The sequence below is a fragment of the Xanthomonas sp. F14 genome, assembly GCF_014199865.1.
The window spans coordinates 1,047,199-1,072,467 of sequence record NZ_JACHOM010000001.1 but is presented as its reverse complement, the minus strand read 5'-3'; the positions used below and the strand labels follow the sequence as shown (position 1 = coordinate 1,072,467).

General features: G+C 66.0%; 11 protein-coding genes. All 11 read left to right on the top strand.

From position 1 onward, the window contains the following. Positions 1-57 precede the first annotated feature (57 nt). Positions 58-2,229 (top strand): methyl-accepting chemotaxis protein, encoded by a 2,172-nt coding sequence (locus tag GGR73_RS04675; protein ID WP_456362919.1) that lies wholly within the window; start codon positions 58-60, stop codon positions 2,227-2,229. A gap of 288 nt (positions 2,230-2,517) precedes the next feature. Further along, the gene (locus GGR73_RS04670) at positions 2,518-3,051 is read left to right on the top strand and encodes a hypothetical protein (RefSeq protein WP_184455836.1); all 534 of its coding nucleotides are present in this window, start codon (positions 2,518-2,520) and stop codon (positions 3,049-3,051) included. A gap of 330 nt (positions 3,052-3,381) precedes the next feature. Then, on the top strand, positions 3,382-5,559 hold the full coding sequence (locus GGR73_RS04665) for a methyl-accepting chemotaxis protein (RefSeq protein ID WP_184455834.1): 2,178 nt from the start codon (positions 3,382-3,384) through the stop codon (positions 5,557-5,559). Positions 5,560-5,609: 50 nt separating this feature from the next. Further along, positions 5,610-8,402, top strand: coding sequence for a methyl-accepting chemotaxis protein (locus tag GGR73_RS04660; RefSeq protein WP_184455832.1), 2,793 nt, complete (start codon positions 5,610-5,612; stop codon positions 8,400-8,402). 266 nt (positions 8,403-8,668) lie between these two features. Next, on the top strand, positions 8,669-9,430 hold the full coding sequence (locus GGR73_RS04655) for a transporter (protein ID WP_184455830.1): 762 nt from the start codon (positions 8,669-8,671) through the stop codon (positions 9,428-9,430). Between the two features lie 13 nt (positions 9,431-9,443). Continuing rightward, on the top strand, positions 9,444-11,798 hold the full coding sequence (locus tag GGR73_RS04650; protein WP_184455828.1) for a methyl-accepting chemotaxis protein: 2,355 nt from the start codon (positions 9,444-9,446) through the stop codon (positions 11,796-11,798). 214 nt (positions 11,799-12,012) lie between these two features. Then, positions 12,013-14,271: a methyl-accepting chemotaxis protein gene (locus GGR73_RS04645; RefSeq protein WP_184455826.1), complete on the top strand. Its 2,259-nt coding sequence runs from the start codon at positions 12,013-12,015 to the stop codon at positions 14,269-14,271. Positions 14,272-14,664: 393 nt separating this feature from the next. After that, positions 14,665-16,914, top strand: coding sequence for a methyl-accepting chemotaxis protein (locus GGR73_RS04640; protein WP_184455824.1), 2,250 nt, complete (start codon positions 14,665-14,667; stop codon positions 16,912-16,914). A 108-nt stretch (positions 16,915-17,022) separates the two neighbouring features. Continuing rightward, the gene (locus GGR73_RS04635) at positions 17,023-19,497 is read left to right on the top strand and encodes a methyl-accepting chemotaxis protein (RefSeq protein ID WP_184455822.1); all 2,475 of its coding nucleotides are present in this window, start codon (positions 17,023-17,025) and stop codon (positions 19,495-19,497) included. 633 nt (positions 19,498-20,130) lie between these two features. Then, a complete protein-coding gene (locus tag GGR73_RS04630) occupies positions 20,131-22,389 on the top strand; it encodes a methyl-accepting chemotaxis protein (RefSeq protein WP_184455820.1) in 2,259 nt (752 codons plus the stop codon). A 518-nt stretch (positions 22,390-22,907) separates the two neighbouring features. After that, positions 22,908-25,172 (top strand): methyl-accepting chemotaxis protein, encoded by a 2,265-nt coding sequence (locus GGR73_RS04625; RefSeq protein WP_184455819.1) that lies wholly within the window; start codon positions 22,908-22,910, stop codon positions 25,170-25,172. Positions 25,173-25,269: the final 97 nt, after the last annotated feature.

The window sequence follows — 25,269 nt, the reverse complement described above, 5'->3', positions numbered from 1 at the left end:
GACCGTCCTGGCGCGTCTGCCCGCTTGCAGACGCCAACGCTGCCCATTGATCTCTGTATGCACGAGATGACTTCGATGAACTGGTTCCGCAATCTCGCCGTTGCCCGCAAGCTCACCGTTGCCTTTTCCATTACCGTCCTGATCACGCTCAGCCTCGGCGTATTCGCGCTGACACGCATGCAATCCAGTGCGCATCTGCTGCGCGAGATCGGCTATACCTGGGCACCGGCGGTGCAACAGCTCAGCGAAATGCGCGCGCTGCTTGGCGAATTCCGCACCTACGAGCTCGCGCAACTTGCGCACGCAGACGACCCGAAGGCGGTGCAGAACTACTTCGAGCGCATGGACAAGGCCCGCAGCGAGGTCGAGATCGCGCAGACTGCGTATGCCAGGACCACGCAGCCGGGCAAGGAGGCCGAGCTGTACGAGGCGGTCAAGCAGAAGCTCGCCGACTACTACAAGGCCAACGCGGCGCTTGGCGCAGCCGTGCGTGCCGGCGACCTGGTCACCGCCAACACCGTGTCCGACGAGCAGTCGCGCCCCGCACGTCGGGATCTGTTCGCCAAGCTGGTGGAGCTGACCAAGTTCAATACCGCGCAGATGAATGCCGAAATCGCCATGGCCGAAGCGGCGTATCAAACCTCGGTGCGCATCATGCTCGCAGCGATGACGCTGGCGGTGCTGCTGGCCGCGTCCGCAGGCTGGTTCATCGCCCGCAGCATCGCCGGGCCGCTCGGTCGCGCCACGCGGGTGGCCGGCGCCATCGCCCAAGGCAAGCTGGATAACGCCATCCATGTCGACAGCCGCGACGAAGCGGGCCAGCTGCTGCGCAGCATGCAGGACATGCAGCGACAACTGCAGGCAGTGTTGGCGGCGCAATCGGAAATGGCGCAACGCCACGAGGCCGGCGAGATCAGCTACCGCATGGATCAAAGCGCATTTCCGGGCGATTACGGCACCATGGTGCACGACACCAACAGTCTGGTCGGCTCGCATATCGCGGTGAAGATGAAGCTGGCGCAGATCATGTCGCGCTATGCAGTCGGCGATCTGAGCCAGGACATGGACCGCCTGCCCGGCGAAAAAGCCGTGCTCAGTCAGACCATGGATACGGTCAAGCACAACCTGTCGGCGATGAACAGCGAGATCAGGCTGCTCGCACAGGCCGCTGCCAACGGCGACTTCAGCGTGCGCGGCGATGCGCAGCGTTTCCAGTACGATTTCCACGCGATGGTGGACAGCCTCAATCAGCTGATGGCCACCGCCGATGCCAACCTGCGCTCCCTGTCGACGCTGTTGCAGGCGATTGCCGCCGGCGACCTGACCGCACGCATGCACGGCCAGTTCAACGGCGTCTTCGCGCAGATGCGCGACGATGCCAACGCCACCACCGAGCAACTGGCCAGCATCGTCGGGCGCATCCAGCAGGCCGCCGGCTCGATCAATTCGGCCGCCAGCGACATCGCCGCCGGCAACCAGGACCTGTCGCAGCGCACCGAGCAGCAGGCGGCCAACCTGGAAGAAACCGCCGCCTCGATGGAGGAGCTCACCTCCACCGTGCGGCAGAACGCCGAGCATGCGCGCCAGGCCAACCAGCTGGCGATCGGCGCCGCCGCGGTGGCCTCGCAAGGCGGCAGCGTGGTCGCACAGGTGGTCACCACCATGTCCGGGATCGAGGTGTCTTCCAAGAAGATCGCCGACATCATCAGCGTCATCGACGGTATCGCGTTCCAGACCAATATCCTGGCCTTGAACGCGGCGGTGGAGGCGGCGCGTGCCGGCGAACAGGGGCGCGGGTTCGCCGTGGTCGCCTCGGAAGTACGCACGCTGGCGCAGCGCTCGGCCGGTGCGGCCAAGGAAATCAAGCAGCTGATCGACGATTCGGTCGGCAAGGTGGCGCAGGGCTCGGCGCTGGTGGATCAGGCCGGCAAGACCATGGCCGACATCGTGTCTTCGGTGCAGCGCGTGACCGACATCATGGGCGAAATCTCCGCCGCCTCGCAGGAGCAGTCGGCCGGCATCGAACAGGTCAACCTGACCGTCACCCAGATGGACGAGGCCACCCAGCAGAACGCGGCATTGGTGGAGGAAGCCACCGCCGCTGCGCGTACGATGGAAACACAGGCTGGCCAGCTGTCCGATGCGGTGGCGATCTTCAAGATCCAGCCGCATGCTGCGCTGTCGCCGGCAAGCCGCCAACCCGCCCCGCGGCATCTGGCCGTGGTTTAAGCCAAACGAGGCTGCCTTCGTCCCCTCCCCAGGGGCTGCACGCCACTGTCGTGCGCGGGAACAGGCAACCGCGCTGTCGGGTCTGGCACCTCTACATCGGCACCCGCAACGCCCCGATCCTGTCGGGGCGTCTTGCCATCCGGCAGCGACTCACAGACGCACCACAGCATCCCTGCGATCGCCTGGCAATGCTGCCGTTGGTCGAAAGGTGATCAAGCACAAGCTTCGACGGCCGATACCAGGAGCAATGAGGGCTGCCTGGCCCGCGCCACGTCCAAGGAAGTCCGCATGCCTACCGTCAACTCACCCCGCCCTGCCCGCCACATGCTGGGCTCGGTGTTCGCCGTCGCGCTGCTGGCTGCCAGCGTCTGGTTACCGCCCTCCTTTGCAGCGCCGGCCGCGCCGGTTTCGGTCCTGCTGGACAACATCCCGATGAGCGCGTTGCAGTCGCTCGCCATCGACCTGGTGCAGTTGCGCGACGACCAGCGTGCGCAGCTTGCCGCCGCGCACGATCCCGCCCGCATCGAGGCCTACGACGAGCGCCTGGGTCAGCTGCGTCAACGCATTGCACGACATGCAGGCTATTTCCAGGCCAGCGCGCCGCAGGGCGAGCAGGCGCGCCAGTTTGCGCTGGTGCAGCAGCAGTTGGGTCACTACCTGGCGCAGCATCGGCAGGCCAACCGCGCCCTGCACGAGGGCGACCTGCAATACGCGCAGGCCCTGTCGCTGGGCCATGCCGGCGACACGCGCCATGTGCTGTGGACCGAACTGCAGGCCCTGCAGCAATCGGTCGCCAGCGTGCGCACCACGCAACGCAACTGAGCATTGTCCGCACTGCGACCCCAGCGGTCGCGGCGGCGTTGCAGCATTCCCGGTTAGCCAGGCAGGCGCTGCGCCAAACCACGCGGCCTGCCGTGCAGGTAAGCGGGCGCCCTGCCCCGACTGATCCCAATGCCGCATGCCCTGCCCGCGCGGGTGCGCGCAATCGCCGCGCAGCGCCGGCAACCGGCTCAGGCGCGCTCGGCATGCGGCCACAGCCGCAAACACGCTGAAAAACCGCCATCAGACCGGCTATCGCGCGGCACTCAACCTTTTGGGGATCAGGTCGCTATTCGACTTATCCCGGTCACATTCCTTTACTGGATACCTGCCATGACCTTCAAGACCACGATTGCAAACACGCTGGCCAACGTTCCGCTGAAGCGCAAGTTTCTGGCGCAGACCGCACTGGTGGCGCTGGGCATCATCGCGCTGGCGGTGATCGCCGCCCGCATGCAATACGTGGATCTCACCGATACGCGCCGCGACGGGCTCAAGAGCCAGATCGAGATGGCGATTGCGGTGGTCAATGGCTACGCCGAGCGCGCCGAGAAGGGCGAGATGGATGTGGACAGTGCCAAGAAAGCCGCGCTGCATACCTTGTCCACCATGCGCGCACGCGGCGGCGTGGATTACATCTACGTCACCGACCAGACGCCGGTGATGCTGATGCACCCCATCCGCCCGGATCTCAACGGCAAGCCGCTCAACGATGTGCTGAGCCCGGACGGCAAACGGATTTTCCCGGCCTTCGTCGCTGCGGCGCAGGCCGGCGGCGGCTATGTCGATTACGCCTGGGCCAAGCCCGGCGAAAAGGAGCCGGTGCAGAAGACCTCGTACGCCGCGCTGTACAAGCCGTGGGGCTGGGTGATCGGCACCGGCGTGTATCTGGACGACACCCAGTCGCAGGCGCTGGCCTTCACCGGCGTCGTCACCCTGGCCGGCGGCGTGCTGGTGCTGCTTAACCTGCTGGTGGGCTGGCTGATCGGCAATTCGATCCTGGAGCCGGTCTCGCGTGCGCTCGCCGCCATCAAGGGCGTGGCGCGTGGCGACCTGAGCGTGCGCACCGCACAGCACGGCAGCGATGAAATCGGACAGATGCTCAAGGCCACCGACGACATGGTGCACACGCTGGAGCGCTTCTCCGCGCAGACCAAGGTGATGGTGCACATGCACGCCGGCGAAGACGTCGGCCACCGCATGCCCACCGATTTCCCCGGTGTCTACGGCGAACTGGCCGGCGGCATCAATACGATGATCTTCGAACACCTGGACGCCATCATCGATGCGATCGGCATCCTCAACGAGTACGCGCAAGGCGACCTGTCGCGCGACGCCGCGCGCCTGCCCGGCACGCGTGCGGTGCTGCACGAAGCGATGGATGCGGCCAAGGCCAGCCTGCTGGCGATCAACACCGAGATCAAGCGCCTGGCCCAGGCCGCGGCCAATGGCGACTTCAGCCAGCGCGGCGATGCCACGCGCTTCAAGCACGACTCGGCGCGCATGATCAACGACCTCAACGCGATGATGGAAGTCAGCGACCGCAACCTGGGCAAGCTGTCCGAGCTGCTGGCCGCGCTGGCCGAAGGCGACCTCACCGCGCGCATGGATGGTCAGTTCCACGGCGTGTTCGCACGCATGCGCGATGACGCCAACACCACGGCCACGCAGCTGGCCGGCATCGTCGGGCGCATCCAGCAGGCCGCCGGTGCCATCACCGGGTCGGCCAGCGAGATCGCCGCCGGCAACAACGACCTGTCGCAGCGTACCGAGCAGCAGGCCGCCAACCTGGAAGAAACCGCCGCCTCGATGGAGGAGCTCACCGCCACCGTCAAGCAGAACGCCGAGCACGCGCGCCAGGCCAACCAGCTGGCGATCGGTGCCGCCTCGGTGGCCTCGCAGGGCGGCCAGGTGGTCAGCCAGGTGGTGGACACCATGTCCAGCATCCAGACCTCGTCCAGGAAGATCGCCGAGATCATCTCGGTCATCGACGGCATCGCCTTCCAGACCAACATCCTGGCCTTGAATGCAGCGGTGGAAGCGGCGCGTGCCGGCGAACAGGGCCGCGGCTTTGCGGTGGTCGCCAGCGAAGTACGCACGCTGGCACAGCGCTCGGCCGGCGCGGCCAAGGAGATCAAGCACCTGATCGACGACTCGGTCGGCAAGGTGGCGCAGGGGTCGGCACTGGTGGATCAGGCCGGCAAGACCATGGCCGACATCGTGTCCTCGGTGCAGCGCGTGACCGACATCATGAGCGAGATCTCCGCCGCCTCACAGGAACAATCGGCCGGCATCGAGCAGGTCAACCTCACCGTCACCCAGATGGACGAGAGCACCCAGCAGAACGCCGCGCTGGTGGAAGAAGCCACCGCCGCCGCCAACGCCATGCAGCAGCAGGCGCAGCAGCTTGACGAGGCGGTATCCAGCTTCCGCGTGAGCGCTGCCTCGTCGGCGCAGCGCGGCAGCGGCCGCGCTGCCGCGCGCGCGGAGGCCTTGCGCGTCGCCAGCTGATGACTGCCAGATCGTTCCCGCACTCCCTCCCTCACTTCGAAGCCACGCCCATGCCCTCGTCCCCCACGCAACCCCGCTCCGGCGGCAGTCTTGCGTATCGCCTGATGCTCGGCACCGCCGTCGCTGCGTTGCTGTGCTTCGGCCTCACTGCGGCGATCAGCTACTGGCAAAGCAGCCGCGCACTGATCGCCTCGGCACAGACCACGATGCAGAACGCGGCACGCTATCAGGCCGAGCAGATCGGCAGCGAGCTGGGGCAGGCGTTCACCACCGGCCAGTCGGTCGCCAGCGCCTTGCTGGCGCAGCGTGCGCACGGCGGGGTGAGCCGCGAGGCGGCGTCGGCGATCGTGCACGACCAGTTGCAGAACCATCCCGAATGGGTGGGCATGGGCACGTTGTGGGAGCCGCAGGCCTTCGACGGCAAGGACGGCGACTATGTCGATGCCGAGGGTCACGACAATACCGGCCGCTTCATGACCTACTGGGCCTACAACGGGCAATCGCTGATCCGCGAACCCCTGGTCGGTTACGAAAAACCCGGCGACGGTGACTGGAACCTCAAACCGCGCGAGCTGGGCCGGCAGATCGTGGCCGGCCCCTACGATTACCAGATCGGCGGCAAGCCGGTGCTGATGACCACCTTGTCCACGCCCATCCTGGATCAGGGCAAGTATGTGGGCGTGGTGTCGGTGGATTTCGCCCTGGCCGCGTTGCAGAAGCGCCTGAGCGCCTTGCGTCCGATGGACGACGGCTACGTCGAGCTGATCTCGCCCGCCGGGGTGATTCTGGCCTCGCGCGACGCCGCGCGAATCGGCAAGCCGGCCGACGGCGCCGACTATCGCGCGATGCTGGCGGCCACCAGCGCCGGCAAGGACTATCTGGACTTCACGCCGGATGCCGCCGGCATGGTCAGCGCCTATGTGCCGTTGCAGATCGGCCAGGCGCAGGAGCGTTTTGCGCTGGGTGTGGTGGTGCCGTATGCGGCGATCATGCAGCAGGCACATCGCCTGTTGTGGACCATTCTGGCGGTCGGCCTGGGCTCGGCGCTGGTGCTCAGCCTGGCGCTGTTCGTACTGTTGCGGCGGCAGGTGGTGGGTCCGCTGAACGCCGCGGCCAAGGTGGCCGATGCGATTGCCTCCGGCAAGCTGGACAACCAGATTGCCGCGCAGCGTCAGGACGAAGTGGGCCGCCTGATGGGCGCCATGCAGCGCATGCAGACCGACCTGCGCCAGCGCATCGAACGCGATGCACAGATCGCCAACGAAAACCTGCGCATCCGCACCGCGCTGGAACATTCGGAAATGGAAGTGCTGCTGGCCGACGAGCAGCACACTGCCGTGTTCATCACCGAGGCACTGCACACCTCGTTCAAATGCGGCGAAGCGGCGTTTCATGCCAAGGGCCAGCAGGGCTTCAGCGCCGATGCGGTAGTCGGCAAACCGCTGGACTACGTGTTCGGCAGCGATGCCGAGGGCAAGGCGCGGTTGCAGCGCCTGCAGCAACTGCAGTCCACCACGCTGGAGCGCTACACCTTCGGCCCGGTGACGCTGGACCTGACCATGACCCCGCTCTACGCCGCCGATGGCCATCGCAGCGGCAGCATGCTGCTGTGGCGCAATGTCAGCGCCGAAGTCAGCACCCAGGCAGAGGTCGCCGCGCTGGTGCAGTCGGCGCTGATGGGCGACTTTGGCCAGCGTCTTGCGCTGGACGACAAGCGCGGCTTCTATCTGGAATTCGGCCGTCAGCTCAACGGCTTGCTGGAAACCACCTCGCAAGGCCTGGAGCGCATCTCCCGCCTGCTCAGCGCGCTGGCCGAGGGCGACCTCACCGTGCGCATGGACGGGCAGTTCCAGGGCGTGTTCGCACGCATGCGCGACGATGCCAATGCCACCGTGGCGCAACTCACCGGCATCGTCTCGGGCATCCAGACCTCGGCCACGCAGATCAACGCGGCCGCCAGCGAGATCGCCGCCGGCAACAGCGACCTGTCGCAACGCACCGAACAACAGGCCGCCAACCTGGAAGAAACCGCCGCCTCGATGGAGGAGCTGACCTCCACCGTCAAGCAGAACGCCGAGCACGCACGCCAGGCCAACCAGCTGGCGATCGGCGCGGCCGATGTCGCCTCGCATGGCGGCGCGGTGGTGGCGCAGGTGGTCACCACCATGTCCGGCATCGAGGTCTCGTCGAAGAAGATCGCCGAGATCATCTCGGTCATCGACGGCATCGCCTTCCAGACCAATATCCTGGCCTTGAACGCAGCGGTGGAAGCGGCGCGTGCCGGCGAGCAGGGCCGCGGCTTTGCGGTGGTCGCCAGCGAAGTGCGCACCTTGGCGCAGCGCTCGGCCGGCGCGGCCAAGGAGATCAAGCACCTGATCGACGATTCGGTCGGCAAGGTGGCGCAGGGCTCGTCGCTGGTGCAGCAGGCAGGCACCACCATGGCCGAGATCGTCGCCAGCGTGCAGCGCGTCACCGACATCATGGGCGAGATCTCCGCCGCCTCGCAGGAGCAATCCAGCGGCATCGAGCAGGTCAACCTGACCGTGACCCAGATGGACGAGGCCACCCAGCAGAACGCGGCGCTGGTGGAAGAAGCCACTGCCGCTGCACGCGCGATGGAAGAACAGGCCGGCCAGCTGACCGAGGCGGTGGCGGTGTTCAAGCTCAGCCATGCCGGCAGGCCGGCGGCGATTGCCCCTGCCACCAGACCGGTGGTCAGCGCGGTTGCGCCATCCACACGGGCGCCGACCGACAAGAAACGTGCGGCGGTAACGCCGCGTCCCCCCACCGGCAAGTCGCCCGGCAGTGTCGCCGGCAACGACAGCCAGTGGCAGGATTTCTGAGTGCGGTGTCGGCAGCTGCGCACGCGCGCAGCTGCCGACACAGGATGAAGCACACCCACATCGTCCTATCGCGGATCTGACACTCGACCGCGTTCCCCTGCCCGGCTCCGGCCATCGGCGACGCTTAAAGATTCAGCAGCCGTTGCCGTTAGCGAGGAAGACATCGACTGCCTGCGCCCCCACCGTAGCAGCCGGTCCAGCAGCGCATGTGCCCGGTCGCCAGACCCGCGCATGCGCCCGGAGATTCGCGCGTTCCAGGGGTTGCCATGAAGCCATGCCTTGTTGCCAGCTGTATTGTGCTGTGTTGCGTCGTCGGCCATGCCCGCGCCGAAGATCAGATCGCCACCGACCGTCCTGATTTCGTCGAGTCCAGCCTCACCGTCGGCGACCGCCGGCTGCAGGTGGAAACCAGCGTCGCCTGGGAGCGCGATGCCTCGGTCGACGGATATTCCACGCCCACGCTGTTTCGCTACGGCCTCGGCCAGAGCTGGGAACTGCGGCTGGAAACCGACGGTTGGCAGCGCATCGACGCACCCGGCGAGGCCAAGGTGAGCGGCATGTCCGATGTGGCGCTCGGGGTCAAGCACCATCTTGCCGGGTCCGACGACGGCAAGGCCTCGCTGGCCTGGCTGCTGCATGTGGACCTGCCCAGCGGCGCCCGCGCCCTGCGTGGGCACGGTGCACGGCCATCGTTGCGGCTGGTGGCCGAATGGGAGCTCAGCGACAGCCTCTCGGCCGGGCTGATGCCCGGCGTGGTGTGGGACGACGATGGGCAAGGCAACCGCTACACCGCCGGCATCTTCGGCGCGGTACTGGGCAAGGCCTGGAACGAGCGCGTGCGCTCCTTCGTGGAAGTGGCATTGCCGCAGGTCGCCAACAGCGAGGACGGCGGCACCGTGGCACTGCTCGACGTCGGCTCGGCCTGGCTGCTGAGCAACGACGTGCAACTGGACGCGGTGTACAGCCGCGGCCTCAACGATCGCTCACCGGATCACGCGCTCGGCGTGGGTCTGTCTTTCCGCTTCTGAAACAGGCCGCACAATGAAAATCATGCATATGCTGGGGATCCTGGTGCTGGTGGCAGCGTTGGCGCTGCTCGCGCTGGGCGGCGTCGGCTACAACGGCCAGCGCGGCCTGCTCGACGCGATCGCCGCACAGGTCATCTCCTCCGATGCGCTGCGCAACCACATGCAGGCCGACATGATGCACGACGCCCTGCGCGGCGACGTCACAGCCGCCCTGCTGGCCGCCTCGCGCCAGGACGCCGCCGCGATCGCGGAAGCACGCAGCGCACTGGGCGAACACGCCACGGAATTTCGTCAGGCGCTGCAGGCCAACCGCAAACTGCCGCTGGACCCGGCACTGCGCAGCGATCTGGACGCGGCGGCACCGGCATTGCAGGCCTATATCGGCGCGGCCGACCAGGTCATGACCCTGGCCGAGACGCAGGCCGACAGCGGCGCGGCCTACGCCGACTTCACCGCCAAGTTTGCCCAGCTGGAAACCCGCATGGGCGCGATCAGCGAGCGCATCCTGGCCTTGAACAAGGCCAATCGGCTCAAGGCCGAACAGGACAGCCACCGGGTGATGTGGCAGCAAGGCGGCGCGGTGGTGCTCGCTTTCGTCTGCCTGGCACTGGCCGCCGGCTGGATCCTGCGCTCGGTGTTCGGCCTGCTTGGCGGCGAGCCGCAGCTGGCCATGAGCGCTGCGCAGCACATCGCCGAAGGTCGCCTGGACCAGCCCATTCCGGTGGCCGCACACCACGCACGCAGCCTGATGGCCGCACTGGCGCGCATGCAGCGCGACCTGCGCGAACGGCTGGAGCGCGAGCGCAGCATCGCTGCGGAAAACCTGCGCATCCGCACCGCGCTCGACAATGCCTCCACCGGCATGTACATCGCCGACCCGGACCTGACCATCATCTACGCCAACACCGCGCTGCGGACCTTGCTGCAGACCTATGCCGACGACATCCACGCCTGCGCGCCGGCGTTCGACCGCTCCAGCAACCTGATCGGCCAATCGGTGTCCATGCTGGAAGTGGGCAATGCGCAGGATGCGGAGATCTATCAACGTCTGGATCGCCAGGATTCGGCGCAACGCCAGGTGCAGTACCGCGCGGCATGCATCACCCAGGATGTCTCGGCGATCCGCGACTCGGCCGGTGCGCATCTGGGCTTTGTCTGCGAATGGCGCGACCGCACCGCCGAGGCACGCGTGGAAATCGACGTGGCCGATGTGGTGCGCAGCGCCGCGGCCGGCGACCTGTCCAAGCGTATCGACAGCGCCGGCAAGCAAGGCTTCTTCTTGCAGCTGGCGCAGCAGCTCAATGCCCTGCTCGATGCCAACGCCGTCAGCATCGCCGAGGTCTCGCGCCTGCTCAGCGCACTGGCCGATGGCGACCTGAGCGCGCGCATGCAGGGTGATTTCCACGGCGTGTTTGCCCACATGCGCGACGATGCCAATACCACCGCCGAGCAGCTGGCGCTGGTGATCGGACGCATCCAGCAAGCCGCCGGCAGCATCCACACCGCTTCCAGCGAGATCGCCGCCGGCAACAACGACCTGTCGCAGCGCACTGAACAACAGGCCGGCAATCTGGAAGAAACCGCCGCCTCGATGGAGGAGCTGACCTCCACCGTCAAGCAGAATGCCGAAAGCGCGCGCCAGGCCAACCAGCTGGTGATCGGCGCGGCCGGCGTCGCCTCCCAAGGCGGTGCGGTGGTGGCCAAGGTGGTCACCACCATGTCAGGCATCCAGGTCTCGTCGAAGAAGATCGCCGAGATCATCAGCGTCATCGACGGCATCGCCTTCCAGACCAATATCCTGGCCCTGAATGCAGCAGTGGAGGCGGCGCGTGCCGGCGAACAGGGCCGCGGCTTTGCGGTGGTCGCCTCGGAAGTACGCACGCTGGCGCAGCGCTCGGCCGGCGCCGCCAAGGAGATCAAGCACCTGATCGACGACTCGGTGAGCAAGGTCGCCGAAGGCTCGGTGCTGGTGCAGCAGGCCGGCACCACCATGGCCGACATCGTGGCCAGCGTGCAGCGTGTCACCGACATCATGGGCGAGATCGCCGCCGCCTCGCAGGAGCAGTCGGCCGGCATCGAGCAGGTCAACCTCACCATCACCCAGATGGATGAGGCCACCCAGCAGAACGCTGCGCTGGTGGAAGAAGCCACCGCCGCCGCGCGCACCATGGAAGACCAGGCCGGCCAGCTGGCGCAGGCGGTGTCGCGCTTCACCCTTGCCGATGCGCCGGCACCGATGGCGGCAGCGCCAGCCGCCACAGCGGCAGTGGCTGCGCCCAAGCGCAGCCCCGGCGCAGCGGCTGCACGCAAGCCGGCAACCACGCCGGTGCTTGCCAGCGGCAACGACGGGCAGTGGCAGGACTTCTGAGCCACGCGTGCAGGCGACCCAAGCCTGGGCCGCACCCGCGTAGCGGCCGCGCCACCGGCGTGCCGCCCTGCCCGCCGCGGCAGCGTTGCCGGCGGCCTGATCGCGGCATCCGCGAGCCGGCCACGGCACCGTTCATCCTTCAAAGATAAAGAATCATACCGGGCAGCCGCTAGCGTGCTGGAGAGCGTTCCTGCGCAATGCCCCGGAGTTACTGATGAACAAGTTCAACGATTGGCCGATCCGCCGCAAACTGATGTTTGCCTTTTGCCTGAGTGCCGTGTTGACCGCCCTGCTTGGCGGGCTCGGTTTTTCGCGCATGCAGCAGATGCAGCGGCAGACCACCCTGATCAACCAGGACGTGGTGCCGGTGCTGAGCCGTCTGTCCGAGCTGCGTGGCTTTGCCGGCGAATTCCGCGTCTATGAAGTGGGCCAGTTCGTCAATCTGGACGATCCGGAACGCTATGCGATGTTCTTCAAACGCATGGATGAGATCCAGGCCAAGTACCTCGAAACGCAAAAGCTGCTGGACGCCAAGATCGGCGCCGGCTCGCCGCTGCAGGCCGAATACGCGAAGCTGAGCGATGCCAGCACGCGTTACTTTGCCGCCAACCAGCAGCTGCGCAAGCTCTATGCAGAACCCGACCGCGCTGCGGCGATGGAATTTTCGCGCAAGCAGTCCGGCGAGATCCGCAAGGAACTGTTCGCCTCGGTCGACAAGCTGTATGCACAGCAATCCAAGGCCCTGAGCGACATGGTCGCGGCCAGCGACGCCTCGTTCAAGCTGACCAGCGCGGTATTGCTGATCGGCACGCTGCTGATGGCCGCGCTGTCGGTAACCTTCGGCTGGCTGATCGCGCGCGGCATCACCAACCCGCTGTCCAAGGCGCTGGGCGCCATCAAGGCGGTCTCGCGTGGCGATCTGAGCGTGCAGGTCAGCAACACCAGCAAGGACGAAATCGGCCAGATGCTCGACGCCACCGGCAGCATGACGCAGATGCTGCGCCGCTTCAGCGACGAAACCGCGCGCATGTCGCACCTGCACGCGGCCGAAGACATCACCCACCGCATGCCGGAGGATTTCCCCGGCGTGTACGGCACCCTGGCCACTGGCATCAACACGATGATCTTCGAGCATCTGGATGCCATCACCGATGCGGTGCGCATCCTCAACCAGTACGCACAGGGCGATTTGACCCAGGACGCACGCCGTCTGCCGGCCAGCCGCGCCATCCTGCATGAAGCCATGGATGCCGCCAAGGCCAGCCTGTTGTCGATCAACACCGAGATCAAGCAGCTGGCGCAGGCCGCAGCGGCCGGCGATTTCAGCGCACGCGGCGACGCGGCGCGCTTCAAGTACGACTTCGCAGTGATGGTGGCGGACCTGAATTCGATGATGGAGGTCAGCGACCGCAACCTGGGCAAGCTGTCGCAGTTGCTCGGCGCAGTCGCCGAAGGCGACCTGACCGCACGCATGGATGGGCAATTCCACGGCGTGTTCGCGCGCCTGCGCGACGATGCCAATGCCACCACCCAGCGCCTGACCGACATCGTCGGGCGCATCAAGCACTCCACCCTGGCCATCAACACCGCCGCTGGCGAAATCGCCGCCGGCAACCAGGACCTGTCGCAGCGTACCGAGCAGCAGGCGGCCAACCTGGAAGAAACCGCCGCTTCGATGGAAGAGCTCACCTCCACCGTCAAGCAGAATGCCGAACACGCACGCCAGGCCAACCAGCTGGCGATCGGTGCCGCCGATGTCGCCTCGCATGGCGGCAGCGTGGTCGGCCAGGTGGTCACCACCATGTCCGGTATCCAGACCTCGTCCAAGAAGATCGCCGAGATCATCTCGGTGATCGACGGCATCGCATTCCAGACCAACATCCTGGCCCTGAACGCGGCGGTGGAAGCGGCACGTGCCGGCGAACAGGGCCGCGGCTTTGCGGTGGTCGCCTCGGAAGTGCGCACGCTGGCGCAGCGCTCGGCCGGCGCCGCCAAGGAAATCAAGAGCCTGATCGACGACTCGGTCAGCAAGGTGGCCGAAGGCTCGGCGCTGGTGAACCAGGCCGGCACCACCATGAGCGAGATCGTCTCCTCGGTGCAGCGCGTGACCGACATCATGAGCGAGATCTCCGCCGCCTCGCAGGAACAGTCGGCCGGCATCGAGCAGGTCAACCAGACCGTCACCCACATGGACGAAGCCACCCAGCAAAACGCCGCGCTGGTGGAAGAAGCCACCGCCGCCGCGCGTTCGATGGAAGAACAGGCGCAGCAGCTCACCGAAGCGGTGGCCCTGTTCCGCCTGTCGGCCGAACTGGAAGCGGTGACGCGTGCCACGCCGGTGGTGCGCCAGATCGCTGCCAAGCGGCCCGCTGCCGCCAGCGCAGCGGCGACCAAGCCGCCGGTCGCCAGGCCCGCTGCACGCGCCGCAGTGGCGCTGGCACCGTCCAACGAGTCGGATTGGGCCGAGTTCTAGGAAACGCCGCAGCGGCCGCGCACTGGCCGCTGTAAAAGACCCAAGCCGCGCTCCCGGGAGCGCGGCTTTTTTATTGCCGCATCGCTTTTTGAAAAGACACATCAACCCGATAGGCAATAAAACAGCTTTAAAATAACCTTTTACTTATGTAGCAATATTCAAACTGTCGAGTTCGGCATTATTTCCACTGGTAGCGATTACAAAACCGATTAACTCCATCTCTGGCGACTTATATTCTTCACAAGCCTGACCGGGTTATATATTTTTTTGATATCGAGGTATTCAGCACTACGGTCGCGCGCCGTTACTGCGCATAGCGACATGTCACGCAAAATACGGGCTGGCATTATCCGGTCGCTCCCATCTATCGCATAACGCCTTCCAGGATCTGTCATGACTGCACTTCTCCAACGCTACAACGTCGGACCTCGGCTGGCGGCGGCTTTTGCTGTCCTGATTGTTTTATCCGGCCTCATTGCCTTTATCGGTTACCGCGGCCTGACTTCCGCGCGCGCGCTGGTGGACCATCTGGTGCATCAGAACATGGAGAAGATCCGCCTCTCCCACGCCATGATGAATGCCAATTCCGTCATTGCGATGCAGATCCGTAACGTGGTGCTGCCCACCAGCAATGAAGATAATGTCAAGTTTATCGAGCTCATCCAGGCGGCGCGCGCCGACTACTCCAAGGCACGCGAAGCGCTGTATGCGATTCCACCGTCTGACCAGGGACGTGAGATCCGCGCAGAAATCGATCGCCGGCGCGCCGTGGTCAAGGCACTGAACGACAAGGTCATCGATCTGGTCATGACCGGCCACAGCGACGAAGCGCTGCCCTTGCTGCTGACCCAGGCCGCACCGGCAATGCAGCAATGGCAGGACAAGATCGCCGAGAACATCGCCCTGCAGGACAAGCTGGCTGGTGAGGCCTCTGCGGTCGCACTGCAATCCATGGACGACTCGCGCAAGCTGCTGGTCGGCGGCTCGCTGCTGGTGGTGCTGCTGAGCGGCGTGCTGGGCGTGCTGATCACCCGCAGCCTCACCCAGCCGCTGAGCCGGGCCACCCGCGCAGCCGAATCGATTGCCGGCGGCAAACTGGATAACGACGTCGACACCCAATTCAACGACGAAAGCGGCCGCCTGCTCAAGGCGATGAGCAAGATGCAACTGCAGTTGCGCAACCTGCTCGCCGCGCAGACCGACATGGCCAAGCGCCACGACGATGGCCAGATCAGCTTCCGCATCGATGCCGCCGCCTTCCCCGGCGAGTACGGCCGCATGGCGCACGACACCAACACGTTGGTGGGCTCGCACATCGCGGTGAAGATGCGGCTGGCGCAGATCATGGGCCGCTACGCGATCGGCGACCTGTCCGAGGATATGGAAAAGCTGCCCGGCGAAAAGGCCGTGCTCAGCGAGACCATGGCGCAGGTCAAGGTCAATCTCGGTGCAATGAATACCGAGATCAAGCACCTGGCACTGTCGGCGGCCAACGGCGACTTCAGCGCCCGCGGCGATGCCGAGCGCTTCCAGTACGACTTCCGCCTGATGGTGGAAAGCCTCAACAATCTGATGTCCACCGCCGACGGCAACCTGCAGTCGCTCTCCACCCTGCTGCAGTCCATCGCCGCCGGCGACCTCACCGCACGCATGAGCGGCGACTTCCGTGGCGTGTTCGCGCAGATGCGTGACGACGCCAATGCCACGGCTACGCAGCTGGCCGAGATCGTCAGCGGCATCAAGGCCTCGGCGGTGTCGATCAAGGGTGCCGCCAGCGAGATCGCGGCCGGCAATCAGGATCTGTCGCAGCGCACCGAGCAGCAGGCCGCCAATCTGGAAGAAACCGCCGCCTCGATGGAAGAGCTCACCTCCACCGTCAAGCAGAACGCCGAAAGCGCGCGCCAGGCCAACCAGCTCGCCATCGGCGCGGCCGGCGTGGCCTCGCAGGGCGGCGAGATCGTCAGCAAGGTGGTCGAGACGATGAGCGGCATCGAAGCCTCGTCCAAGAAGATCGCCGACATCATCTCGGTCATCGACGGCATCTCGTTCCAGACCAACATCCTGGCCTTGAACGCGGCGGTGGAAGCCGCGCGCGCCGGCGAGCAGGGACGCGGCTTTGCCGTGGTCGCCTCGGAAGTGCGCACGCTGGCGCAGCGCTCTTCCGCGGCGGCCAGGGAGATCAAGGGGCTGATCGACGACTCGGTGCAGCGTGTCTCCGAAGGGTCGGTGCTGGTGCACAGCGCCGGCAAGACCATGGGCGAGATCGTGTCCAGCGTGCAGCGGGTCACCGACATCATGGGCGAGATCTCCGCTGCCTCGCAGGAGCAGTCCTCCGGCATCGAGCAGGTCAACCAGACCGTCACCCAGATGGACGAGGCCACCCAGCAGAACGCCGCGCTGGTGGAAGAAGCTACCGCCGCCGCACGTGCGCTGGAAGACCAGGCCACCCAGCTCACCGACGCGGTGGCGGTATTCAAGACCGATGCCGCCAATGCCCTGGCGCCGGTGCGCACCGCCGCGCCGCGGCCGGTGGTGACTCCCGCGCTGAAGGCCAAGGTGGTCGCGGCCGGACGCACCGCCGCGTCCAAGCCGCGCGCCGTGGTCACCGCGCCAAGCAACGACGCCAGCTGGCAGGAGTTCTGAGCCAAGCGAGCACGACAGTCTGAATGGAGCCGGTCGGCATCGATGCCGACCGGCTCAAGGCATAACTGTTATGGGCCGATAGGCTGCGTACGCCTACGAGAATCTTCCATGACCACTTCGCCCGCGCTGTCGCCGCAGACCGCCCCACCCCCTCACCAGCGCTGGAGCAGCCGCTGGGATGATCTGGCGATCGCCAAGAAACTCGGCATGATCGGCATCCTGGCCTTGGCCGGCCTGGTCATTCCGGTACTGCTGTACAGCGGCAAGCTCAACGAAAGTGTGGCCATCAGCAGCAACGAGTTGCGCAGCTATGCGCCGCTTGGGCAGATGCTGGGCCTGATCACCGACCTGCACGCCGCCCACGTCGACAGCGGTGACGCCGCCGGAGCTGCGGCCGCGCGCGCCGATCGCGATCTGCAACACCTGCTGGCCACCACCGCCACGATGCCGGGCTTCGAACGCAGCCAGAAGGCCTTGCTGGGCCTGCAGCAGCGCCACGTCGCCAGCGCCGCGGCAGACGGCTACGCCGCGGTCAGCGAGCAGGCGTTTGCTGCGCTCGACGCCTTGCGCGACGACAGCCAGCTGGTCTATACCCCCTATATCGAGAGCTACCACCTGGTGGTGGCCACCCTGATCTACAGTCCCGATGCCACCGAATCGCTGACCCGCCTGGATGCGGCCAGCGATCCGTCGCAGGCGGCCGACAGCCGCGCCATGCTGCGCGAACAGCTCGGCCAGTTGGCGCGCAGCCATGCGCGCTTCCGGCATGAGCTGGACAAGGCGATGGGCCTGCTGGAACAACCCGACCCCGCCCTGGCCGATGCCGCCAGGACCGAAACCACGCGTGCAACCGCGGCGCTGGCCGCGCTCGGCACCGCGCTGGACGGCAGCGACGCCAACGCCGACACCCAATGGAACGCTGCGCTCGATAATCTCGGCCAAGCCATGCAGGCGCTCAGCAGCGTCTCGCTGCAGGCCCTGCAGCGCCAGTCCGAACGCCACCTGGCCGATGCCCGCAACGCGATGTGGCAGGCCATCGCCGGGTTGACGCTGCTGGCGGTGCTGATCGCAGCGCTGGGCTGGTACACCTTGTCGCGGCTGACCCGCAATGTGCGCCGCGCCGCTGTGGTGGCCGCCAATATCGCGCAAGGCCAGCTCGGCGAGCGCATCGCCGCGCCCAGCCGCGATGAAACCGGCCAGCTGCTCGACAACATGCGCCGGATGCAGGAGCAGCTGCAGCGGGTGCTGGCCGCGCAGAGCGAGATGGCCCAGCGCCACGACGCCGGCCAGATCAGTTATCGCATGGACGCCGAGACCTTCCCGGGCGCGTACGCCACCATGGTGCGCGACACCAACGCGCTGGTCGGCTCGCATATCGCGGTGAAGATGAAACTCGCCCAGATCATGTCGCGTTATGCCATCGGCGACCTGAGCCAGGACATGGACCGCCTTCCCGGCGAAAAAGCCGTGTTCAGCGACACCATGGACGCGGTCAAGCGCAACCTGTCTGCGATGAACAGCGAGATCAAGCTGCTGGCGCAGGCTGCGGCCAACGGCGATTTCAGCGTGCGTGGCGATACCCAGCGCTTCCAGCACGACTTCCTAGCCATGGTGGAGAGTCTCAACCAGCTGATGGCCACCGCCGATGGCAATCTGGGCGCGCTATCCAGCGTGCTGCGGGCCATCGCCGCCGGCGATCTCACCACCCGCATGCATGGCGACTTCCACGGCGTATTCGCGCAGATGCGCGACGATGCCAATGCCACCGTGGTGCAACTGGCCGATATCGTCGGACGCATCCAGCAGTCCACCGACACGATCAACGATGCCGCCAGCGAGATTGCCGCCGGCAACCAGGACCTGTCGCAGCGCACCGAGCAGCAGGCCGCCAACCTGGAAGAAACCGCCGCCTCGATGGAGGAACTCACCTCCACCGTGCGCAACAACGCCGAGCATGCGCGGCGCGCCAACCAGCTGGTGGTCGGTGCCGCCGCGGTGGCCGCGCAAGGTGGCACGGTGGTCGGCGAAGTCGTCGGCACCATGGCCGGCATCCAGGCCGCCTCGCGCAAGATCGCCGACATCATCTCGGTCATCGACGGCATCGCGTTCCAGACCAATATCCTGGCCTTGAATGCGGCGGTGGAAGCTGCACGCGCCGGCGAACAGGGGCGCGGCTTTGCGGTGGTCGCCTCCGAGGTACGTACCCTGGCGCAGCGCTCGGCCGGCGCGGCCAAGGAGATCAAGCAGCTGATCGACGATTCGGTGAACCGGGTCGAGCAAGGCAATGTGCTGGTCAGCCAGGCCGGCCGCACCATGCAGGACATCGTCGATTCGGTGCGCGGCGTCACCGAGATCATGCACGAGATCAGCGAAGCCTCGCAGCAGCAGTCGCAGGGTATCGAACAGGTCGGCCAGACCATCGCGCAGATGGACCAGTCCACCCAGCAGAACGCCGCGCTGGTGGAAGAAGCCACTGCCGCCGCGCGTGCGATGGAAGCACAGGCGCAGCAGTTGCGCGATGCGGTGTCGGTGTTCCAACTGCACGGCCTCGCCAGGCCGGCCAGGCTCGTGCGCGCCGCGTGACGCGGTCGCATGCGGATGTGCGTGTGCGCGCCGCGCGGTCTGTCGCACACCTGCGGGCCGGCGCACGGGGCCCTCGTGCAACGTGACAGCCCCTGTTCCGTAAGAATGCGCTGCATCTGATCCAAACCAATGCAGCGGCATGAGATCGCCGCTGCCGCGTCAACACGGCGCAGGGCACGTTCGATGCCTGGCGCAGGCCAAGCCCTGCTTCTACGCGCGGGTGCGACAAGGTCGCATCGCCGGGTGGATTGCTACATCCGCCGGTGTCTTGCACCCGGCCATGCTCGCGCCTGGCGTTTCGCATCGCGCCCGATGGGGTGAGACAGATGTGAATCCGCCGATGCGGGCAGGCGCGTTGATAGCGCTCCCATCAGCATTTTTCGGCCGTTTGTGCACATGCGCGTCACTTCGGTGACGGCCACCCATACGCAGCGGGGCTGACCAGTTCAGTGCCATAGCCGCTGGCCGTTACCTACAACGGCACGCCTACCTGCCTTGCAATCGCCCGGGCCGCGCTACGGCCCGGGCGATGGATCGGCTGGATGCCTGCCTGCTGCGCCGTCACTGCGCATCGCCCACGCGTCAACCCGACGCGTCTTGTTCCTTCTTGTCCCACTGCCTTGAGACCCCCAAATGATCGCTCTTCTTCAACGGTACAACGTCGGCAAGCGCCTGAGCTTCGCCTTCGGCACGCTGATCCTGTTGTCGTGCGCACTTGTCGCCGCCGGCCTGCATACATTGGCGCAGGCCCGCGATCGCATGGACACGGTGGTCAACCGCAACATCACGATCATGCAGTACGCTCAGGACATGACCAACGCCACCTCGGTCATCGCCGTGCAGTTGCGCAACATCGTGTTGCCGACCTCGCAAGAAGACAATCTGCGCTTCTACGCCATCATCAAGAACCAGCTGAAGAGCTACGAAGACACGCGCCGCAAGCTGTATGCGTTTTCGGCCTCGCCCCAGGCCACCCAGATCCGCGAGCGGATCGACCTTGCCAGTGAGCAGGCCCGCGAGACCAGGGACACCGTCGTGCAGCTGGGCCTGACCGGCAAGGCTGATGAGGCACTCAAGCTGTTGCTGGAAAAGGCCGCACCGGGCACGCAGCAATGGCAGGATGCGTTGACGGAGTATTCGGATCTGCAGCGTCAGCGCACCCAGGAAGCCTATGTGGCCACGACGGCAGAAATGGCCCGCGGCCGTGCGCTGTTGATCGGCGGCGGCGTGGCGGTGGTGCTGTTCAGTACCCTGCTCGGCTTCCTGATCACCCGCAGCCTGGTGCGCCCGTTGACCCAGGCCACCCGCGCCGCCGAAGCGATCGCCAACGGCAATCTCGACAACGACGTACGCACGCAGTCCAACGACGAAACCGGCCGCCTGTTGCAGGCCATGGATCGCATGCAGGGCCAGGTGCGCAACCTCATCACCGCGCAGCTGGACATGGCCAAGCGCCACGATGACGGCCAGATCAGCTTCCGCATGGATGCCGGCGCCTTCCCGGGCGATTTCGGCCGCATGGCCAAGGACACCAACGAGCTGGTCGCCGCGCACATCAAGGTCAAGATGCAGACCATCCACCTGGTGGAGCGCTATGCGATCGGTGACCTGAGCGAAGACATGCCGCAGCTGCCGGGCGAAAAAGCCGCCATCACCACGGCAATGAATCAGGTCAAATTGAACCTGTCGACGATGAACGCCGAGATCAAGCAGCTGGCACAGGCCGCCGCCAACGGCGACTTCACCGCGCGTGGCAATGCCGAGCAGTTCCAGTTCGACTTCCGCATCATGGTGGAAAGCCTCAACACCTTGATGGCCACCGCCGACGGCAACCTGCAGTCGCTGTCCGGCCTGCTGCAGTCGATCGCCGCCGGCGATCTCACCGCACGCATGAGTGGCCAGTACCAGGGCGTGTTTGCACAGATGCGCGACGACGCCAACGCCACCGCCGAACAGCTGGCCGGCATCGTGGGCCGCATCCAGACCGCTGCCGACGCGATCGGCCTGGCCTCGGGCGAAATCGCTTCCGGCAACCAGGATCTGTCGCAGCGCACCGAGCAGCAGGCCGCCAACCTGGAAGAAACCGCCGCCTCGATGGAAGAGCTCACCTCCACCGTCAAGCAGAATGCCGAACACGCCAGCCAGGCCAACCAGCTCGCCATCGGCGCGGCGGCAGTGGCGTCGCAGGGCGGCGATGTGGTGGCCAAGGTGGTCACCACCATGTCCGACATCCAGAGCTCGTCGAAGAAGATCGCCGAGATCATCAGCGTGATCGACGGCATCGCCTTCCAGACCAATATCCTGGCTTTGAATGCCGCAGTGGAAGCGGCGCGTGCCGGCGAACAGGGGCGCGGCTTTGCAGTGGTCGCCAGCGAAGTACGCACACTGGCACAGCGCTCGGCCGGTGCCGCCAAGGAGATCAAGCACCTGATCGACGACTCGGTCGACAAGGTCACCCAGGGTGCCACCCTGGTCGACCAGGCCGGCACCACCATGGCCGAAATCGTTGCCAGCGTGCAACGCGTCACCAACATCATGGGCGAGATTTCCTCTGCGTCGCAGGAGCAGTACTCCGGCATCGAGCAGGTCAACCAGACCGTGACCCAGATGGACGAAACCACCCAGCAGAATGCCGCGCTGGTGGAAGAAGCCACCGCCGCCGCGCGGGCGATGGAAGAACAGGCCCAGCAGCTCACCGAAGCGGTCGCCGTGTTCAAGGTTGCCGAACACGCACCGGTGGCGCGCCAGTTGTCGGCCATTGCCAATGCGCCCGCCAATGCCCGCAGCACACCGCGCCCGATCGCCCGCGCCAGCACGGCCGCACCCGTGCGCCGCAGCACCGCGGGTGCATCGGCAACGGCAAACGACGTGGGCGACTGGCAGGAGTTCTAAACCGCCAACAGGTGCTGTCAGCACATCGACAGCAGTGCACGCCAGTTGTTGCAACCGGCGTGCACGGTGCGCGGGATACATATGCTCGACACCACGCTCAAGCAGGCGGCCGTGCATTCCGCATCCGCAGCAAGGTCACAACGGCACCGCACATGCGGTGCCGTTTTGCGTTGTGCGCACCATGCCAACTGTCCGCAAGCCCGCATGCAGCGAGGCCAGCGTGAAATCGCACTTCACATCGTGCACCCCGGACTCTCTCGCGTTGCCTCCAAAACCACGTTCAACGGGTGTTTTCTAGGGGAATTCCTGACACACCCCCACCAATTCTTTACCCCTTGTACACATGGCAGTCACGTGCCTGAGACCCGGCTTTACCGGCCAGCCCGGCTTGCCTCAATACAGCAGTTCTAACGCCGTTATCTGACCGACGCATCACACAAGGCATGACGTGCGACGCACTGCTCCAGCACTGCATCGCATGCCAGTCCACCTAACGGCACATTCGCTCAGGTCATCCAATGAATTCCTTTCTGCACCGCTTCAACGTCGGCAAGCGCCTCTCCCTGGCCTTCGGCGTGTTGATCCTTCTGTCCTGCGCGCTGGTGGCCGCCGGCCTGTACACGCTCAGCCAGGCGCGTGAGCGCCTGGACACCATCGTCAACCGCAACATGGCGATGATCCAGTACGCCACCGACATGCTGGACGCCAATGCCACCATCTCGTTGAACCTGCGCAACATCGTGCTGCCGACCACTGCCGAGCAGAATCGCCAGTTCGGTGATGCGATCGATGCGCAGCGGATTCGCTACAAGGAAGTGCGTGACAAGCTGTATGCCTTCCCCACCGATGCCCAAGGGCAGCGCATGCGCGATGCGCTGGATCTGGCGCGCGAACAGGCGCTATCGCACAACCAGCAGGTACGCGAACTGGGCACGGCCGGCAAGGTCGACCAGGCCATGCCGATCCTGATCCAGCGTGCCGCCCCAGCCACCCAGCGCTGGCAGGATGCGATCCGCACCTACTCCGAAGCGCAACGCAAGAGCAGCCAGGTCGCCTACACGCAGGCCAATGACGCCATGGCACGTGGTCGCAGCATGCTGATCGGCGGCGGCCTGGCCGTGGTGCTGCTGAGCGCCCTGCTGGCCTGGACGATCACCCGCAGCCTCACCGGCCCGTTGAACCGCGCCACCCGCGCCGCCGAAGCGATCGCCGACGGCCGGCTCGACAACCAAGTGCACAGCGAGGCAAGCGACGAAACCGGCCGCCTGCTGCAGGCAATGGACAAGATGCAGTCGCAGGTGCGCAACCTGATCACCGCGCAGCTGGACATGGCCAAGCGCCACGACAACGGCCAGATCAGCTTCCGCATGGATGCCGACGCGTTCCCGGGCGACTATGGCCGCATGGCCGGCGATACCAACGCACTGGTCGACAGCCACGTCCAGGTGACGCTGCGTCTGGCGCAGATCATGGGCCGCTACGCCATCGGCGACCTCAGCGAGGACATGGACGCGCTGCCCGGCGAAAAGGCCAGGCTGACCGACACCATGGCGCAGGTGAAAACCAACCTGGCCTCGATGAATCAGCAGATCAAGCAACTGGCCCAGTCCGCTGCCGACGGCAACTTCGGTGCACGCGGCGATGCAGCGCATTTCCAGTTCGATTTCCGCGTCATGGTCGAGAGCCTCAACCAGTTGATGGCTACCGCCGACGGCAGCCTGCAGTCGCTGTCGGGCATCCTGCGCGCGATTGCGGCGGGCGACCTGACCGCGCGCATGGACGGCGAGTTCAAGGGCGTGTTTGCACAGATGCGCGACGACGCCAACGCCACCGCGACCCAGTTGTCCGGCATCGTCGGGCACATCCAGCACTCGGCCACCTCGATCAACGCCGCCGCCAGCGAGATCGCAGCCGGCAACCAGGATCTGTCGCAGCGCACCGAACAGCAGGCCGCCAACCTGGAGGAAACCGCCGCCTCGATGGAGGAACTCACCTCCACCGTGCGCCAGAACGCCGAAAGCGCACGCCAGGCCAATCAACTCGCCATCGGCGCCGCCAGCGTGGCCTCGCAGGGCGGCGAGGTGGTCAGCAAGGTGGTCGACACCATGAGCGGCATCGAGGCCTCGTCCAAGCGCATCGCCGACATCATCAGCGTCATCGACGGCATCTCGTTCCAGACCAACATCCTGGCCCTGAATGCAGCAGTGGAAGCGGCGCGTGCCGGCGACCAGGGCCGCGGCTTTGCGGTGGTCGCCTCCGAGGTGCGCACCCTGGCACAGCGTTCGTCGGCGGCAGCCAAGGAGATCAAGAGCCTGATCGACGACTCCGTGCAGCGGGTGGCCGACGGTTCGCAGCTGGTGGACCAGGCCGGCAAGACCATGGCCGAGATCGTGGCCAGCGTGCAGCGTGTCACCAACATCATGGGCGAGATCTCCGCCGCCTCGCAGGAACAGTCGGCCGGCATCGAGCAGGTCAACCAGACCGTCACCCACATGGACGAAGCCACCCAGCAGAACGCCGCGCTGGTGGAAGAAGCCACCGCCGCCGCCCGCGCGATGGAAGAACAGGCCCAGCAGCTCACCGAGGCGGTGGCCGTGTTCAAGATCGTCGAGCAGGGCCCGGCCGCACGTCAGCCCGCGTCGATGGTCGCTGCGCCGGTCAACGCACGCTTTGCCGCCCGCCCGGCTGCCCGTGCCGGCAGCAACGCGGCCCCGCGCCGCAGCAACACCGGCAAGACGACGGTGGCAGCCACCGCCGATCCGAGCGACTGGCAGGAGTTCTGAGCCCCACCGCAACGCGTCACACCCGCAGTCTCCAGAAATACCATTCGAGCGCAGTTTGATTCGGTGACGAATCTTGAGGGTCGCTTCCTGGCGAGGG

Bases quoted from the DNA above. Each gene is read 5' to 3' on its own strand.
- GGR73_RS04675 (WP_456362919.1), top strand. From the start codon at position 58: ATGCACGAGATGACTTCGATGAACTGGTTCCGCAATCTCGCCGTTGCC.
- GGR73_RS04670 (WP_184455836.1), top strand. From the start codon at position 2,518: ATGCCTACCGTCAACTCACCCCGCCCTGCCCGCCACATGCTGGGCTCG.
- GGR73_RS04665 (WP_184455834.1), top strand. From the start codon at position 3,382: ATGACCTTCAAGACCACGATTGCAAACACGCTGGCCAACGTTCCGCTG.
- GGR73_RS04660 (WP_184455832.1), top strand. From the start codon at position 5,610: ATGCCCTCGTCCCCCACGCAACCCCGCTCCGGCGGCAGTCTTGCGTAT.
- GGR73_RS04655 (WP_184455830.1), top strand. From the start codon at position 8,669: ATGAAGCCATGCCTTGTTGCCAGCTGTATTGTGCTGTGTTGCGTCGTC.
- GGR73_RS04650 (WP_184455828.1), top strand. From the start codon at position 9,444: ATGAAAATCATGCATATGCTGGGGATCCTGGTGCTGGTGGCAGCGTTG.
- GGR73_RS04645 (WP_184455826.1), top strand. From the start codon at position 12,013: ATGAACAAGTTCAACGATTGGCCGATCCGCCGCAAACTGATGTTTGCC.
- GGR73_RS04640 (WP_184455824.1), top strand. From the start codon at position 14,665: ATGACTGCACTTCTCCAACGCTACAACGTCGGACCTCGGCTGGCGGCG.
- GGR73_RS04635 (WP_184455822.1), top strand. From the start codon at position 17,023: ATGACCACTTCGCCCGCGCTGTCGCCGCAGACCGCCCCACCCCCTCAC.
- GGR73_RS04630 (WP_184455820.1), top strand. From the start codon at position 20,131: ATGATCGCTCTTCTTCAACGGTACAACGTCGGCAAGCGCCTGAGCTTC.
- GGR73_RS04625 (WP_184455819.1), top strand. From the start codon at position 22,908: ATGAATTCCTTTCTGCACCGCTTCAACGTCGGCAAGCGCCTCTCCCTG.